Consider the following 17,795-nt stretch of genomic DNA (forward strand, 5'->3'; position numbering starts at 1 on the left):
CGTTAATCTGCGATAAAGGGGAAGAACTGTTCATGCCTACTCGAAACACGAAACTAAAGTTAACAACATTCCTCATTTATTTTATCTTCACAATCGTACCCTCACTTTTAATCAGCTTTTTATTGACGGTACAAAAAATGGAGTTTTATGAAAATGAGTATAAAGAGGAGGCGCACAGAAATGCAGGCCTTCATTCAAGAAGCATCGACAACTTTATTGGTGAAACGTCTGGCCGCCTTGAGATGCTTGCTACGTTAATCAAGGTACAGCAATTTAGCTTTAACCATATAGATGAAGTATTGAAGGAAACCCATAAACAGGATAATCGGTTTTCCGGCTTTTATTGGGCCAATCCAAAGGGAGATATTCTAATAAGTTCAAACACTCCTTTTTCCCCTGTAAATATAAGTGATCGCGAATATTTCCAGAAAGCGGTTGAAATCGGAAAAACGAGTATATCTGAAGCACATCTTGGTCGGATTACAGGAAATTATATTATCACATTAGCTACTCCTGTTATCGAAAATCATAGGGTCATAGGTGTATTGCTTGCTAGTTTAAATTTAAAAACATTCGAGGCTAATTTATCTACCCTTTTGAATGATGAAGAAATCTTCATAGCTGATGATAAAGGAATAACCATCATGCAAGCAGGGGCGTTACATACAAATGAAAAATATGTCATGAAGGAATTAAGCTTAGACCGCTTACCTTGGACGTTAACAGCAAGAATCAGCTATGATGATAAACATTTACGCCTAGAAGCTTTTATAAATTACTTTTTTATTGCCTTTATTTTTACAAATATCCTATTGCTCTTAATCTATAATTTCCGCTTAAAATGGAGAGCAAAATTAGAAAAAGAACAATATGAGTTTCAGAAGATGGAGCTGATTGGTAATCTGGCAGCCAGCACAGCCCATGAAATTAGAAATCCCCTTACTGGGATTAGTGGTTTGATAAAATTATTAGGCGAAGAATATCATGATAAAAAAGCCCAGAATTATTTCGAGGTAATACAAATTGAAATTGAACGAATCAATTCAATCGTCAGTGAGCTGTTATTTCTAGGACGGCCTACAGCCTATACATATAAAATCTACAATATAAATGAAATATTGAAAGAGATTGAACCCATTTTAAAATCTGAAGCCAACTATATGAACGTAGAGCTATCAATCACCTACTCTACTAATGATCCACATATATCCTGTGTTAAAGATCATTTAAAACAAGTCATTCTAAATCTTAGCAAGAATTCCTTACATGCAATGCCTAACGGTGGGAAGCTTACCATTTCGATAGATAGCAATTCGGCAAGCTGCATGATTTATGTAAGTGATACCGGAATAGGGATTCCAAATGAAGAGCTCGAGAAAATATTCCATCCATTTTTCACAAAGAAAAAAGATGGCTCTGGCATCGGATTAACCGTCTGCAAACGAATTATTGATTCCTATAATGGAAGTATTTCTATTGAAAGCACAGTAAATGTGGGAACTCAGGTAAAAATGATGATTCCTTTAGTAAGAAAGGACAAAGAAGATATAGCTTAAGGACGGGATGAACTTTGAAAAATTTATCTTTTCTCTTACTTACATCAACAAGAGTTCTCATGTTTTTATTATTGAGCAGCTATTATTTTCAATTTACAGAACCTACGGAAGGCTGGAAGTTCGGCTTTATTATTGGGGCGATGATTCTTTTTGTTGGAAATCATATTCTGCAAATTTTCACTGAAAGTATAAGAATAAGGGTATTCTGTACAGCTGTTGATATGCTTCTGAGCTTTGGGTTTGGGGCTATATTTCCGTCTAGTGGCAATTTATACTTGATATTCTTTGGTGTGATATCAACAACCGTCTTTTTATTTTTCTCAAAGCGCAGCATTTTAAAATGGTTTTCGATCGCCTTTTTCATCATGTGGATGTTGATTACCGTTGAAAAATATTATTTATTAGGGGCATCTGCATTTTCCGATAATATATTAAATTTGATGTTCATCCTATTTGGAGCGATTGTCGGGAGCTTAATCCAAAATTTACAGACAGCAAGAGAAACGATCAGCAGTCAGTTCCAGCAGCTAAATGACTCGCATAGTGCCTTGCAGAATGCTCACGAGCAATTAAGTGAGTATTCCAATCAAGTGGAACAATTAACCGTAATACGGGAACGAAATGAAATTGCACGTGAAATTCATGATACGGTCGGCCATAAAATGACAGCCTTACTAGTACAGCTGCAATTAGCAAATGAAATGATATCGATGGATCCAGACAAAAGCAAAGCCATATTAAATACATGCGAGCAGTTGACTCGCGACTCTCTTCATGAAATACGCTTATCTGTTCGAACATTGAAGGAACAGGACCACATGAAAGTCTCATTTCTGCATGTTTTGCGTGAGATGATGGATGAATTTGCTAATCTGACTGGAATGGAAACACGACTAGAATTAGATGGTGATCCAACGTCAATCCCTCTTTCCATTCAACCAACCATAAAAAGAATCGTACAGGAAGCATTAACAAATGCACAACGACACGGTTCGGCTAATGTATGTCACGTATCGATTCAGATTACAAATGAAGCTGTCAATATTGAATTGGAGGATAACGGAAAGGGAACTGAAAATGTAGTCCCAAGCTTTGGGCTCATAAACATGAAGGAACGCATTTTAGAGCACGGTGGAACGATACAATTTAAAAGTGCGGAAGGACAAGGATTTTCGATTTCCGTTAAACTTCCAAATAAACTTGTACAATGGAGCTCAGCGGGGGTGATGAATTGATTAAGGTCTTAATTGTAGATGATCAGCCATTAATAAGGGAAGGACTAGGCTCCCTATTGAATTTGCGCAATGAAATTGAAGTAATCGGGACAGCCGGCGATGGAGCCGAAGCATTGGAAAAGGCTTTAAGTCTTACCCCTGATATCGTTTTAATGGATATCCGGATGCCAAATGTCAATGGGGTTGAAGGAACAAGGCTTTTAAGGGAAAATATTCCCCAAGTTAAAGTGTTAATGCTAACGACCTTTAGTGACAGTGAATATATTTTTGATGCGTTAGAGGAAGGGGCAAGCGGTTATTTATTAAAGGATATGTCCACTGACACAATCGTTCAGGCGATTTTAACCGTTTTCCATGGAGGCGTAGTCCTCCCTAAGGACTTCACTTCCAATGTGCTAACAGAAATGCGGTTGAAAAAAAGTAAGGACGAAATCAACTCAGAAGCACCTATCCCCTTTTCCTTAAATGAATTAACAAGCCGTGAGCTTGAAGTATTGAGTCATCTTGGCCAAGGTTTCAATAATAAAGAGATTGCCGATGCCTTATTTATTACAGAAGGAACGGTCAAAAATCATGTTTCGAATATTATTCAAAAGCTTGAGCTTAGGGATCGCACACAGGCAGCCATTTTTGCGGTACGATACGGCATCACTACCTTTTAAACATGACTTTTGGCATACGGCAGGATGAACAACGACACATGGGTGTCGTTTTTTTATACATAAAAATCTATCGCCAGCTAGATGGCTGGATTCCTGCTTCGGATTAAACTGAAGGTAGTTAATAAGGAGGCGGTTGAAGGTGCTTGCACTAAACAATATTAAAAAGAGCTTTGGCCATCATGAAGTCGTTAAAGGAATTACCTTAAATATTGAAAAAGGGGAAGCGTTTGGTTTACTTGGACCAAATGGAGCGGGAAAATCAACGACCATCTCCATGATTTGCGGGTTAGTTCCTTATCAGGATGGAGATATCCTCGTGGATGGAGTTTCAGTAAATAAGGACCCACAATTTATTAAAAAGAAAATTGGTGTTGTTCCTCAGGATATTGCTCTTTATCCGACAATGTCAGCAATTGATAATTTAGTTTTTTGGGGCCAAATGTATGGTTTAAAAAGAAAAGAGGCTAAAAACCGGGCGAAGGAAGTACTCGAAATCGTTGGTCTTTCCGACCGGGGAAAGGATAAAATTGAAACCTTTTCAGGCGGGATGAAGCGGCGGATTAATATTGGAGTGGCCTTAATGCATAAGCCCGAATTGCTGATCATGGATGAACCGACTGTTGGCATTGACCCGCAATCGCGAAATCATATTTTAGAAACGGTCAAATCGTTAAATGAGCAAGGAATGACCATCATTTACACAAGCCATTACATGGAAGAGGTTGAATTCCTTTGCAAACGTATTGCGATCATCGATCACGGCCAATTAATTGCAAGCGGGTCAAAGAAAGAGCTTACCAATAGGCTTTCCGGCGGCAAAGTGCTTCATCTTGTTGTTGATCAAGCGAAGCCTGCTTTTCTGATGCAATTGAATTCAATGGATGGTGTTGAAAATGTAACGGTTCAACAAGAAACAGAAATTGATATCTTCTTGCAAAATCATAAAGAGCTCCTAGCTGATATCGTTTTACTATCTAATCAATTAGGTGTAAAACTGCAGCAAATTCAGCTTCAGGAACCTAATTTAGAAACATTGTTTTTACAATTAACCGGACGTTCATTGCGTGATTAGAGGTGAATGAAATGAAAATGTTTATTATTGCTGCCAAAGATCTAAAGCTTCGATTGAAGGATAGAAAAGCCATCATCTTGATGGTCTTCATGCCTATCCTTTTGACTGCGATATTAGGATCTGCTTTAAAAGGGGTCATGGGTGACAGTCAGATGCCTAAAACAACAATAGGTATTTACACTGTGGATACTGATGCTCTTGCAGAGACATTCATTAATGAGGTTTTACTCGATGAATTGAATGATTCAGTATCTGTGAAGCAAACCAGTTCTAGTGAAGAACTGCAAAATTGGGTCAAGGATTCTCATGTGGATGTTGGTCTAGTCATTCCTAGCCTCTGGGAAGAGAGCTTAGGAAATCAGCAGGAAAATCCTGTTTTTATATATCCAGCAGCAGGCAAGGATTTTGAAGCAGCCTTTGTTCAGCAAATAACGGATTCTTTCACAATGACTGCACAAACGATGGCTATTTCGACAAAGGAAGTGATGTCTGATATCGCAGTTACAGCAGCAGCTAATGGAAGCAGCTTTCATCCAGAAACAATCCAAATGGATCTTTTGCAAAACATGGAAAAGGTCGTAAAGCTCCAGCAGGATGTCATTACGGAACAGCCTTTAGGAGAACATAATGTGTCGTCTATGCAATACTACGCTGCAGCCATGGCGGCTATGTTCTTATTATTTAATGCTATGCATGGCGGGAAAGCTTTTCATCAGGAGCGCAGTACGGAGACTCTAGCCAGATTAATGACGACACAAGCGAGTAATAGCTCCATTTTATTAGGAAAATTTCTAGGGACGCTATTCTTTGCCTTCATCCAATTTCTGATCTTTATGGCTGCGACTCATTTTGTTTTAAACGTAGGCTGGGGAATCAATGTTCTCCAAACAATCTTCATTGCTTTCATATACAGCTTTGCGGTATCAGGGCTGTCGATGGTTGTGGCTGCCTTTACTTCGAGTGAAAAAATGGCAGACACACTAGGTGGAATTGGTGTACAGCTCCTTGCCCTTTTAGGAGGTTCCATGCTTCCTATTTCCGTATTCCCAAGCCTTATGCGAAACATCTCTATGATTACACCAAATTCATGGGCTTTAACTAGCTTTACAAATATCATGTCTGGCACTACATGGGTCTCATTAATGGCGCCAACGATCATATTAACTTTGATTGGTATTGTATCGATTATCATTGGAACGATGCGCTTTCACCATAAGGCTCTCTAAGGAGGTTTGGGAATAATGATGAAAATATGGGCAATTTGCCATTTTGAACTAAAGCGTACATTTAAAAAGCCGTCTGCTTATCTATTGATGTTCGCCATGCCGCTTCTGTTTACCTTCCTATTCGGGAGCCTTTTCGGCGGAAGCTCGGATCCCACTATCCATATAGGCATTGTTGATGAAGATCAAACAGAATTATCGACTGGGCTGATTACACATCTTAAATCGAGTGAGCTTGTTACGTACCATAATGTTACAGCAGCGGAGGCAAGGAATCTGTTCGAGCAGCAGGAGGTTCAAGGAGTTTCTACAATAAAAAAGGGATTAGCCACTCAGCTTATTAAACAGGAAAAACCTGAGATTACCTTTCAACATTTACCTAGCAGTACAACTGCACCCATTGTAAAGCAAATGATGAATGGGGCTGTACGAACAATGGGTATGCAAGTCTCAGCAGCAAAAACGGGAAGCCAATATAACGGAGGGGAATGGGATGACATATACAATAAGCTTGCGAGCGGCCTAGAAAACCGGCCAGCCTTAACAAAAATTATCGCAGGTGATGGCTCAAATGAAAATAATCTGAACAGAATGTCATACAGCTCGGCAGGATTTTCTATCATGTTTGTGATGATGATGATGCTGTCTGTCACTGGAGCTCTAATTGAAGCAAGAAATATGGGCATTTGGTCAAGATTGTTTACAACTCCAACTTCCAAATTTCATGTTATGTTTGGATACTTCCTATCATTTTTTGCCATTGGCTGGATTCAATTCTTCTTATTGATCGTCATGTCCTCGGTCATTTTTGATGTGAAGTGGGGAGATCCTGTTGGGTTGCTTGTTCTTATCTCCTCATTGCTTTTATCTGTAGTCGGATTAGGTCTCGCAATTGCTGCCTTTGCCAAAACAGCCGAGCAGCAAAACGCAATTGGAACGCTCATCATTGTTTCTACCTGTATGCTTGGCGGTGTTTATTGGCCTACAAGCATTATGCCTGAATTCATGCAATCCATTGCAAATTTCGTTCCTCAGTCATGGGCTATCGAAGGGTTTACAGCATTAATCGGGAGTGGCGGTACTCTTGGGGATATTCTTACACCTGTATTCATATTGCTTGGATTTGCGATGGTGTTTTTTACCGTTGGATTGTCAAAGGTACGGTATGAATAAGTGAATATTTTGGGTTGACCTTGTTGGGGTCAACCCATTTATTTTATGCGGTCATTGGAACAGTATATTTGCGGAACTGTCCAATTTATTTGCGAAACCAACTAACTTATTTGCGGAACTGACTAATTTATTTGCGAAACTAGCCAGTTTATTTGCGAAACTAACCAGTTTATTTGCGAAACCGACCGTAATGTACACGAATCTTCCTCTAGCCTAGAAAAGTTTCGGGAATTAGTGTAAATCCTTCAACCATCGTATCTTCGTCCACTTCAATCAGTAAACAGCGCTTGCCGTTAAAATTAACCTGTCTAACATATTTTAAATCCTGTGGACTAATAGAGATATTTGCTACTTTCGTGTTAATTTTAATTGATTTCGTATTATAATTCGGTACAATACTGCTTGCTTTCAGTTCATATTTTTCATCATCAATGATTTTCTGGAACGCCATTTCAACCTTTTCAGTATTAACGTCCTCTACACCACTTACCTTTAATACACGTTCTACATCCTTGTAATCCAATTTAGGAGTATCTTCCTCTTCTTCTTCATCCATGATTCGATTGATTTCTTCATATACATTGGAAAGGGTTGTTGCATCAACCTGGTCTCCAACGACTTCTTTGACGATTTCCTCGAATACAGCTTTATCATCTTGAGCGGTCATAATCTCTTCGCCATTCAATACTTCTTCGATAAAATGATAATCGGGCTGATTTGGTTTCCCGGACGAGTAAAGAACGCGGTTTACATCTGCTGAATTCTCAGTAAAGCTAGGATATAAAAAACCTGCCACAGGAGATGTAAGATTGATAATGGAATCAACGACAACACTAGACTTAAATTCCTTTTCAATATAATCAAACAACAAAGATCTTTTTGGCTGTATCGTTTGATTAATGCTGCATAGGATAAAAGGATGTTTATACACCTCATCCCGGGCACTAATTTCGGCTTCTTCATTACTCCTTTTCGTTGGCTTAAAATATTCCCCCCGAATAAAAGTCACGACCATGTCCTGTTCATATTGAACATCTTTAAACATTTTTTCAACCATAAGCAGCATTTGTTCCTTCCAATCTTCTACATCATCGGACTGTAGCCCATCGTGGAGAATGAACTGACTATGATTTTCAGCTTCTCGTTTGAATTTTACTTCAAATAATTTCACATCCACTTGACCCGTAAGTACTTTCTTAAAGTTAGTCATGAATAACTCTTGCTGTTCCTGGTCTAACATCGGAAAAGGATGACTTTCTTCATGATAAATCTCACTGCTTTCCTTTCTTATATAAACATTAAAGATATTTGCGATTTTCAATAAATCATTATTAAGCTTAAATTGTTTACGTATGTTTGCTATATCCTTCTTATTCATTTTAAAAAGTCCAACTCCTAAGCTGATTAGTGTATTCCTAAATTATAAGCAATCTGTTTGCTTAAGGGAATGATTAACTTCGTCAGCGTTTACTGGTATCCTTCAGCTAGAAGAAGACGTAATCCAGTAACCGCAAATTCACGGCTAATAATGATAATCACGATCCATGATGGAGCAAATCCAAGTTCCACAAGAACGATTAACGCAGCAGAAACTAGCAGCTTATCTGCCAATGGATCAAGGAACTTACCAAAGTTTGTTACGAGGTTAAGCTTCCTTGCGTAATAGCCATCCACCCAGTCTGTAGCAGAGGCAAAAATAAAAACTAATGCTCCAATTAAATGCGTCACGGGAAGCGTTGTCCCAAGCAAAGTCACCTCACCCCACGAGAATGGCACGAGCATAATAATTAAGAACAAAGGGATAAGGCAAATTCTTGAAATTGTAATTTTGTTAGGTAGATTCATGATTTACCTCCAGTTTGTAATAAGCGATGAGTAAAAGTGAAAAATAGTCATCAAAAGATGACTATTCGTTGCTCGTTAAGTAGCGAATGGTAATATTCTGCGTCACAACCTGAGCGGGATCAATGGCAAAAGCAATTTTTTCATCATTCACATAAATCTCAGTTTCTAGGGAGTTCCCAATGATAAGCGCAGCTTCAGTCTCTTTTGAAAAATCGAGAAGCTGACTTTCAGTGTCACCTTTTGTTAATGTTCCTTGGTAGAAAGAGGTTCCCTTTCCATTTTTGACACTAACCCATGTTTTCCCAGTCGAAACAACCTTCAATTCAAACTTATCTGCATTTTTTAGTTCATATATTGAATTTTTGCCGCTAGTTTCAACGACAGTAAGTTCTTGCTTCGGTGCAGGAGGCGTTTCCTCTTTGGCTTCATCCTCTGTTGCCTCATTTTCTTCATCCGCTTTTGAAGATTCCTTATCAGAGTTCGCATCGGAATTAGCATTAGAATCTTTGGAGAAGTTTTCTGATTCTTCAAGACGCACTTGCTCATTTCCGCTATTATCTGCGAGATCCTTATCTTCATTTCCATCCCCTTTTTGGGTGACGAAGTAATAAACAACAGCTGCTGCACCTATAATAAATACAGCAATTAATATTTTCGGAAGAATATCAAATACCTTTGAACCACCTGAAGTAATATCTTTTCTTGATTGCACTCTAGACAATTTTTCAGGAATATCCTCATTTATTGTAGAAGGAATTTCTGATTTATACTGTTCAAATAGCTCTTCCGGCTGTAGGCCTACCGCTTCTGCATACTGTTTAATAAAAGCCCGTATATAGAATTGCCCAGGCATCATACTATAATTTCCTTCTTCAATGCCAATTAAATACCTTTTTTGAATTTTAGTAGCTACCTGCAAGTCATCAAGACTTAATCCTTTAGCCAATCGGGCTTCTTTTAGCCTAACCCCAAGTTCTGACAATTTTTAACACCTTCCAACTTACGAAAAATCAAAGCCTCCAAAGTCCGATTCGGAGATCATTTTGGTTTTATCGACAATATCATATTTTATTTCCTCTTCAGGATCATTGCGAAGCTCAATTATATAATCGAAATCTTCAATCGAATACTCTGTATTTTCCACAAAGATATCTGGATGCTCAACTACTTTAACAGCATTCATATTCATAATTTCACGAACAAGCTGCCAATGGCGTTCATTTGCTCGTCTAGAAGAGACAATTCCATCAATAATAAATAGATTATTTTCGTTATACTCATCATGAATTAATTGATTGCGAATAGTTTGTTTTAAAAGAGTTGAGGAAACGAATAACCATCTTTTATTAGCACAGACACTTGAAGCAACAATTGATTCGGTTTTTCCTACTCGAGGCATTCCTCTTATACCTATTAGTTTGTGCCCTTCCTGCTTAAATAATTCTGCCATAAAGTCAACTAATAGTCCCAGCTCGTCCCTTACAAAACGGAAAGTCTTTTTGTCATCTGCGTCTCTTTGTATATATCTTCCGTGTCGAACAGCTAAGCGGTCCCTTAATTTTGGTTTACGGAGTTTAATCAATTTTATTGTATCCATTGTATGTAAAATTGACTCTAGCCGAACAATTTGTTCATTGCTTTCTGCTAGAATTAATAGCCCTCTGCGGCCTTCATCAACACCATTGATCGTAACAATGTTTATGGAAAGCATACCTAAAAGGGAAGAAATATCACCAAGCAAACCGGGTCGGTTCTTTTGGATTTCATACTCTAAATACCACTCTGTTTTACTCAAAATTAATAACCTCCTTAGTACCGTTCCTAAACTTCCCTTTACGTTTAAGAGGTTGAATATGAAAGACCTATTTGTCCTCTTTATCAATACGCCCCTTTATAATAAATGATTTCGAAGAAAGATGAAAGGAAAAACAAAGCAGAACATCATAAAAATAGATTTTTAATCATTTTCAAAATATACATAGAGATTAAATCTGTAAAAAGCATAAAAAAAAGAGAGGGTGCTCCTCTCTTTTTTTCATGTATTATTGTGTTCCGTTGTTCTCAACCAGTTTAACCATAACGTTCGCAATGGCCATCTGTTCATCCTTATCAGCAACTGACCATAAATCAGAGAGAATTCTCTGCTGTTCATTTTTCGGATCTACTTGTTTCGCTAAGTAGTCACCGATTTGGTAGGCAAGATCATTAACGGTGTCTTTATTCATTCCCTGCTGCTGTCCCTGATCTAGACGATCGCCTAGAAAGTCTTTCCATTGCTGCCAATTTTCAAGTACAGACATGAATATATCCTCCTTTAAAAACTGTGTTGTACACTATAGTACATAGTTATTTTGTTTATTGGAGAGAAAAAATATTCATGATTTCTTCGGCAATCCATTTGATTAAGTATACCAACCACCATTTACGGCAAGTACTTGTCCAGTAATATAGGACGATTTTTCTGATAGAAGAAATGAAACAGAATCAGCAATATTTTCAGGTGAAGCGAGTCTCCCCATTGGAATTTCATTTTTTAGCGATTCAAGCTCATCAAATGAAAAGCCCTCTATCATAGCTGTTTGCACGGCACCTGGCGCTACAGCATTCACTCTAATACCATTAAAGGCCAGTTCCTTGCTTAACGCTTTGACAAACGATATTTGGGCTCCTTTAACAGTGGAATAGGCGACTTCACAAGCAGCTCCTGTTTGACCCCATATGGAAGAGATGACGATGATGTTTCCGCTTCTTTTGGCCAGTAATTTAGGCAGTAATTGCTTCGTAAGCATAAGTGGTGTTGTTACATGAAGGTTGATCAGCTTTTCTGCCATGCTGTCCTCAAGCTCATATAGAAGACCGTAATGGCTTATACCGCTATTATGTATAATGGCATCAATGGAAAAAATATTTTTTGCGAGCTTTTTATAGCCACTTTTTGAAGATAAATCTGACTGGATTGGAATATACTCTCCGCCAAATGCTTTAAGCTGCTCCATTAGAGTTTCAATTGCCTTTTTATTCTCATGATAATGCAAATATAAATGATAGCCTTCAGCCGCTAATTTAGCTGCAATCGCTTCCCCAATTCCACCGCTTGCTCCCGTAATTAATGCATATTTCCTCATCCTGTTCACTCCATGCGCTATAATAAAAAGGAAAGAAAGCGCCAACATGAAAGGCGCTTTCTCTTTATTATCGTCCTAATGTTTTTGTTAATCAACCTTTCGGAACAACTTGACAAACAGAAAATCTGTCTTCTGAAATAAAATCACTTGCAATACTTTCAATATCTTCTATTTTTATCGCTTCAAGGGTAGCGACAACATCAAATAAATTCATTTCATTAAAGGCATATCTTGTAAATTGATTCGCAATATATTCCGGAGAATTTATGGCCCGCAGAAATGCACCAATCTTTTTCTTTTTCGTTCGTTCTAAGCTCGCTTCTGAAATGGCTCCCTTTTCCTTCATTTTTAAAAGAATATTCTTTAACGATTCAGCAAGCTTTTCTGGATCATTTGTATCACCGCCAACCATAGCAAACCCGAAACTTTTTTCCTGGGTATAATCAAACGAAAACGTATCATCAATTAGCCCTTGATTATATAAAGTACTATAATGGTCAGAGCTTTTACCAAACATAATATCCAGCATGACGTTTAAGCTTAGCTCTGTTTTCAATAATTCCTGGCCGGACTTATTCACATTCTTTGCCTTTATGCCTACTAAACATTTGGATGTTTGAACATTCATTTGCAAAACTTGTTTTTTCTTAGCGACCTGTTCAGGTTCTTCTTCGAATTTACGATTTATTTCCGGCAATTCCTTGTAATCTTTTGATGCTTGGTTATCCTTAATTTGTTTCATAATATTGTCTGGAGTTACAGGCCCTACAATAAATAATAGCATATTACTTGGGTGGTAGAACGTATGATAGCACTCATAAAGCAAATCTTTCGTAATATGTGAAATCGTTTCAATCGTACCAGCAATGTCAATTTTTACAGGATGTTGCTGATACATATTTTCAATTAAACCATAATACAAGCGCCAGTCAGGATTATCATCATACATGGTAATTTCCTGTCCAATGATTCCCTTTTCTTTCTCAACAGTTTGTTCTGTAAAGTATGGATATTGAACAAAGTCAATTAATGTTTCAAGATTTTGTTCTACATTTGATGTACTCGAGAATAAATAAGCTGTTCTTGTGAAAGAAGTAAATGCATTAGCAGATGCTCCCTGCCTGCTAAATTGCTGAAAGACATCCCCATCTTCTTTCTCAAAAAGCTTATGCTCTAAAAAGTGGGCAATCCCATCGGGAACTTTTACATATTCATTTTTTCCTTGAGGAAGGAAATGGTTGTCAATAGACCCATATTTCGTTGTAAAAGTCGCATATGTTTTATTAAAACCCGCTTTTGGCAGGATGTACACATCTAAACCATTTTCAAGTTTCTCAAAAAACAATTCTTCCTTCAGCTGTTCAAATGTAATTTTTTCCATTACATTCCTGCCTCCTTCCCAGTTAAGAAATATATCGTATCTAAAGTGATTTTTTTGGCGACTGCAACTATATCTTCCTTTGTAGCCAGATCCATTTTATCCATCCAATCCTGAATGGAAATATCTTTCTGAGAGACTACGTTATGATAAAGGACCTCTACTATTCCTCTAGATGTATCAATAGTCTCCAGCAGCTGGTTTTTAATAACAGCCTTCGTCTGTTTTAATTCTTCCTCAGTGAAATCACCATTTTTCATTGCCTCAATTTGTGCATGTATAATGCTGACAGCCTGATCATAATTTTTATTATCAATACCTGTCATCACCATTAATAATCCTTTATGGCTCTCCAGCCTGCTTGCCGCGTAATAAGCAAGACTCGCTTTTTCCCTTACGTTGATAAATAATTTGGAATGTGAAAAACCTCCAAATATTCCGTTATAAACTTGTAAAGGATAGTAATCCTCGTCCCCATATACAATATTTGTTCGATAGCCAATATTTAATTTTCCTTGCTTTACATCTTGGTTTTCGATTACCTCATGAACATCATTCTTTTCTCTAAATGCAGAAGAATGGATAAGCTGTGGAGTTCGATCAACAAATTGCAATAGCTCCTTTCCAAATGCCTCTACTTCTTCCACATTTACGTCTCCAATCACGTAAAGGTCCATCTCGTCCTGATTTAAAGAATTCTGGTAATATTCGTAAAGACTCTCTGGGGTAATTGGGTCAACGTCTTCTTTTTCTCCATGAACATGCAGTGAGTACGGCTCATCCTTACACATTTCTTGAACGAGACGAAAGTTGGAATAACGCATTTTATCGTCATATACAGATTGAATTCTTTGTTTTAATGTCCTTTTTTCATTCTCCACAGTATCTTTATCAAAAGCATTTCCTTGAACATTTGGTTTCGTTAATATCTCTGATAAAAATTGAAATGCTTCCTTTAAAAGGGGTGTACTGTCAGATAAAAATTTTTCATTAGCAATTTCCAATGAAAAACTAATAATGTGGTACTCACCTTTTTTCGATAGGTCTACATAAAAAGTCGCTCCATAAAGCTCATCTAAATAAGAACGTAGCTTCCCGGTGGTAGGATAATTTTCACTGCTGCTCTGCAGTACATATGGAAGTAAAGCCCTAAGAGTAGCAAATTCTTTATTTAGCGGGGCTTTCATCTTCCAAACTATAGTATTTGTTTTGTATTTTTCGGTTTTTACAATATGAAGTTTATAACCATTCATCGGTTTAACGGCTTCTGATAAAATTTCCATATTCTGTCCTCCCAATCATCCTGTAAATATTATTTGCTTTACTATCATATGTAACTTAATAGTGGTTATTTTCCTCAAACTTTTTGAATTAAATCTTATTCTAAATATAACTTGCCCTAATTCCTTATATCAAGTTATTAACTTAAATGGAAATTGTGATACCAGATACGAAAAAAAAGACCTCTAAAAAAGAGGTCTTAAGCAAATTAACGTGAACCTTTAATATATGGGACACCAGATGCTTTTGGCGCATCCGCACGGCCGATAAATCCTGTTAAGGCTAAAATCGTTAAAACATATGGAGCGATTAATAAATAGACATTCGGAATATTCTCCAAGAAAGGCAAGCTTGATCCGATAATACTTAAGCTTTGAGCGAATCCGAAGAACAAGGCAGCGCCCATTGCCCCAAGTGGATGCCATTTACCAAAAATCATTGCGGCTAATGCCATAAAACCTTGACCGCTAATGGTCGCATGGCTAAAGTCTGAAGTAATCGATTGAGCATAAACGCCTCCGCCGATTCCGCCTAGCGCACCAGAAAGGATAACCGCAATGTAGCGAATTTTTGTTACATTTATCCCCATTGTATCAGCCGCCATTGGGTGTTCACCGACAGATCGTAATCTTAATCCGAATGGGGTTTTAAAAATAACATACCACGCAATAAAGGCAACAATGATTGCTACATAAGAAGTGTAGTACGTATTTGAGAAAAACAATCTTCCTATTAGTGGAATATCACCTAAAATGGGAATATCAATCTTATGGAAGCCTTTTTGAATAGCATCAGTTTGACCTTTATCATAAATAAACTTAACTAGAAACAATGCTGCTCCGATAGCCAATAAATTTATTGCAACACCGGAGACAACCTGGTCCGCTCTAAATGTAATTGATGCAACTGCGTGGAAAACAGAAAGTAGTGCACCAATAACCATTGCCGCAAGTAACGAAACCCATGGAGTCAAGCTTCCAAAAGTGCTTGCGAACGTTAGATTAAAGACAATAGCCGTAAACGCACCGATAACCATTAATCCTTCAAGCCCAATATTTACAACACCTGAACGCTCTGAAAAGGTTCCGCCTAATGCTGTGAAAATAAGTGGTGCGGCCCAAAGCATTGTTGAGGGAATAATGATTGCTAACATATCGATGATGCCCACTTACTTCACCCCCTTTTTACCAATACGATCAATGAAGATTCTAATCATATAACTAGCTGCTACAAAGAAGACAATTAATGCAATAATAATATCAACAAGTTCATTTGGAACGCCTGCTTCAAGTGGCATATTTAAGGCCCCTACCTTTAAAGCACCAAATAATAGAGCCGCTAAAATAATGCCGATAGGTCCGTTTGCACCGAGCAAGGCTACAGCAATTCCATCAAATCCTACACCTGTGAACCCGCCCTTTACCGCTGTATAGCCAAAGGTGCCAAGCCCTTCCATTGCGCCGGCTAGTCCCGCAAAGGCACCCGAAATCACCATTGATAAAATAATATTAGAGCGAACATTCATACCGGCATATTCAGAAGCATGCTGATTAAAACCAACTGATTTTAATTCATACCCTCTAGTCGTTTTTTCCAGAATAAACCACATTAACAATGCACAGAAAAGAGCAATTACGATACCCCAATGTAAGCGGGAGAAATCTGTTAGACCCTCGAGAAAAGGGGAACGCAAAGAAGCTGTTTCATGGATATTTGGTGTGCGATCACTCTTTTCAGAAAAAACCGAACGAACGAAATAGTTTGATACATGTAAAGCTACATAGTTTAACATAATCGTAACAATAACCTCATGGACACGGAAACGGGCTTTTAAAAATCCAGGGATAAATGCCCAAAGTGCTCCAGCTGCGGCAGCAGCTAAAACAGCTAAAGGCAAGTGAATAATCTTCGGAAGGTCAAATGCGAACCCTACCCAAACGGCTGCAAGCCACCCAACAATTAGCTGTCCTTCTACCCCAATATTAAACAATCCCGTTTTGAATGCAAAAGCAACGGCCAATCCAGCAAGTATTAATGGCGTCACCTGTCTAATGGTTTCCCCAAAATAATAAATATCACCGAAGGCACCGTCCCAAAGTGCATAAAATGCTTCACCAGCATTATAGCCAGTAGCAATCATAATAATGGTTCCGGCAATTATCCCTAATAGAACAGCTAAAAGGGGAACAATCATATTTTTCAAGCGATTAGACATCTGCTTTTTCACCTGCTTCCTTCCGTTTCGAACCGGCCATTAACAATCCTAATTCTTGTTCTGTTGTTTGTTTTGGATCAACAATGGCAACAATTTTTCCTTCATATATAACAGCAATGCGATCACTCACATTTATAATTTCATCGAGTTCAAAAGATAAGAGCAAGACTGCCTTACCTTGATCACGCTGATCAATAAGGCGTTTGTGAATAAACTCAATTGCGCCAACATCTAACCCTCGTGTAGGCTGGGCTGCAATAAGCAAATCTGGATTACGATCAATTTCACGGCCGATGATTGCCTTTTGCTGGTTCCCGCCGGACAAAGCCCGGGCTAATGTAAATTCACTTGGAGTTCGAACATCATATTCTTGGATTAATCCTATTGCTTTNNTTAAAGTTTAATACCCCATTTTTTGAATAAGGCTGTTTATAATACGTTTGTAGAACCATATTTTCTCCGATTGGAAAATCGAGTACTAGCCCATGCTTATGACGATCCTGGGGAATATGGCCTATCCCAGATTCCGTCACTTTTCTAGATGGTTGATTTCTAATTTCCTTGTCATTAAGCTTAATGGAACCACTTTCAGATTTTCTTAATCCTGTAATAGCCTCAAGTAATTCTGTTTGTCCATTCCCATCTACCCCAGCAATTCCTAATATCTCACCAGCTTTAACTGTAAGACTTAATCCTTCTACAGCTGGGAGCCCGCGTGAATCCTTAACATGCAGATCATGAATAACCAGTACATCCTGTTCGGGCTCTGCTTCTTTCTTTTCCGTCTTAAATTCAACTTCACGGCCAACCATTAAGCTGGCAAGCTCATTGGGGTTTGTTTCGCTGACATTAACCGTTCCAATGCCAACACCCTTACGAATAACGGTTACTCGATCACAAACCTCCATAATTTCTTTCAATTTATGGGTAATTAAAATGATTGATTTACCTTCATTTATTAATGCCTTCATGATTTGGATTAACTCATGAATTTCCTGAGGTGTTAATACAGCAGTCGGTTCATCGAAAA

The 17,795-nt window shown here is 38.0% G+C and carries 15 protein-coding genes and 2 pseudogenes; 6 read left to right on the forward strand and 11 right to left on the reverse strand.

Annotated elements, in window-relative coordinates:
• The 6 genes from V7149_RS11225 to V7149_RS11250 form a co-directional block, all read left to right on the forward strand.
• Positions 1–1,556: ATP-binding protein (locus tag V7149_RS11225; protein ID WP_335345716.1), on the forward strand; the 1,556-nt coding region annotated here is incomplete at its 5' end.
• Positions 1,557–1,570: 14 nt separating this feature from the next.
• Positions 1,571–2,791 carry a sensor histidine kinase gene (locus V7149_RS11230; RefSeq protein WP_335345717.1) on the forward strand — a complete coding sequence of 407 codons (1,221 nt, stop codon included), beginning with the start codon at positions 1,571–1,573 and terminating at the stop codon, positions 2,789–2,791.
• The gene (locus V7149_RS11235) at positions 2,788–3,453 is read left to right on the forward strand and encodes a response regulator transcription factor (RefSeq protein WP_335345718.1); all 666 of its coding nucleotides are present in this window, start codon (positions 2,788–2,790) and stop codon (positions 3,451–3,453) included. Before V7149_RS11230 ends, V7149_RS11235 begins: the two co-directional genes overlap by 4 nt.
• A gap of 139 nt (positions 3,454–3,592) precedes the next feature.
• Positions 3,593–4,525 (forward strand): ABC transporter ATP-binding protein, encoded by a 933-nt coding sequence (locus tag V7149_RS11240; protein ID WP_335345719.1) that lies wholly within the window; start codon positions 3,593–3,595, stop codon positions 4,523–4,525.
• Between the two features lie 11 nt (positions 4,526–4,536).
• The gene (locus V7149_RS11245) at positions 4,537–5,751 is read left to right on the forward strand and encodes an ABC transporter permease (RefSeq protein WP_335345720.1); all 1,215 of its coding nucleotides are present in this window, start codon (positions 4,537–4,539) and stop codon (positions 5,749–5,751) included.
• 15 nt (positions 5,752–5,766) lie between these two features.
• Entirely contained in the window at positions 5,767–6,921 is a 1,155-nt protein-coding gene (locus V7149_RS11250; protein WP_335345721.1) for an ABC transporter permease, read from the forward strand.
• A 208-nt stretch (positions 6,922–7,129) separates the two neighbouring features.
• Here the strand turns inward: V7149_RS11250 and V7149_RS11255 are convergent, their stop codons facing one another.
• The 11 genes and pseudogenes from V7149_RS11255 to V7149_RS11305 form a co-directional block, all read right to left on the reverse strand.
• Entirely contained in the window at positions 7,130–8,299 is a 1,170-nt protein-coding gene (locus tag V7149_RS11255; protein WP_335345722.1) for a DUF4317 domain-containing protein, read from the reverse strand.
• 104 nt (positions 8,300–8,403) lie between these two features.
• Positions 8,404–8,766 (reverse strand): annotated as a pseudogene (pgsA, locus tag V7149_RS11260) (CDP-diacylglycerol--glycerol-3-phosphate 3-phosphatidyltransferase); the annotation flags it as partial.
• A 61-nt stretch (positions 8,767–8,827) separates the two neighbouring features.
• On the reverse strand, positions 8,828–9,748 hold the full coding sequence (locus V7149_RS11265) for a helix-turn-helix domain-containing protein (RefSeq protein ID WP_335345723.1): 921 nt from the start codon (positions 9,746–9,748) through the stop codon (positions 8,828–8,830).
• A gap of 18 nt (positions 9,749–9,766) precedes the next feature.
• Positions 9,767–10,561: a DUF3388 domain-containing protein gene (locus tag V7149_RS11270; RefSeq protein WP_335345724.1), complete on the reverse strand. Its 795-nt coding sequence runs from the start codon at positions 10,559–10,561 to the stop codon at positions 9,767–9,769.
• Between the two features lie 247 nt (positions 10,562–10,808).
• Positions 10,809–11,066: a DUF3243 domain-containing protein gene (locus V7149_RS11275; RefSeq protein WP_335345725.1), complete on the reverse strand. Its 258-nt coding sequence runs from the start codon at positions 11,064–11,066 to the stop codon at positions 10,809–10,811.
• A gap of 102 nt (positions 11,067–11,168) precedes the next feature.
• Positions 11,169–11,891: an elongation factor P 5-aminopentanone reductase gene (gene ymfI, locus V7149_RS11280; RefSeq protein ID WP_335345726.1), complete on the reverse strand. Its 723-nt coding sequence runs from the start codon at positions 11,889–11,891 to the stop codon at positions 11,169–11,171.
• Between the two features lie 91 nt (positions 11,892–11,982).
• Entirely contained in the window at positions 11,983–13,272 is a 1,290-nt protein-coding gene (gene yfmH / locus V7149_RS11285) for an EF-P 5-aminopentanol modification-associated protein YfmH (RefSeq protein WP_335345727.1), read from the reverse strand.
• Positions 13,272–14,552, reverse strand: coding sequence for an EF-P 5-aminopentanol modification-associated protein YfmF (gene yfmF / locus V7149_RS11290; RefSeq protein WP_335345728.1), 1,281 nt, complete (start codon positions 14,550–14,552; stop codon positions 13,272–13,274). Before yfmF ends, yfmH begins: the two co-directional genes overlap by 1 nt.
• A 206-nt stretch (positions 14,553–14,758) precedes the next feature.
• Positions 14,759–15,703 (reverse strand): ABC transporter permease, encoded by a 945-nt coding sequence (locus V7149_RS11295; RefSeq protein ID WP_438823971.1) that lies wholly within the window; start codon positions 15,701–15,703, stop codon positions 14,759–14,761.
• A gap of 15 nt (positions 15,704–15,718) precedes the next feature.
• On the reverse strand, positions 15,719–16,765 hold the full coding sequence (locus V7149_RS11300) for an ABC transporter permease (RefSeq protein WP_335345730.1): 1,047 nt from the start codon (positions 16,763–16,765) through the stop codon (positions 15,719–15,721).
• A pseudogene (locus tag V7149_RS11305) lies at positions 16,758–17,795 on the reverse strand (ABC transporter ATP-binding protein); the annotation flags it as partial. The gene V7149_RS11300 and the pseudogene V7149_RS11305, both read right to left, overlap by 8 nt.

This window comes from Bacillus sp. JJ1503 (assembly GCF_036965125.1).
Classification (GTDB): domain Bacteria; phylum Bacillota; class Bacilli; order Bacillales; family Cytobacillaceae; genus Cytobacillus.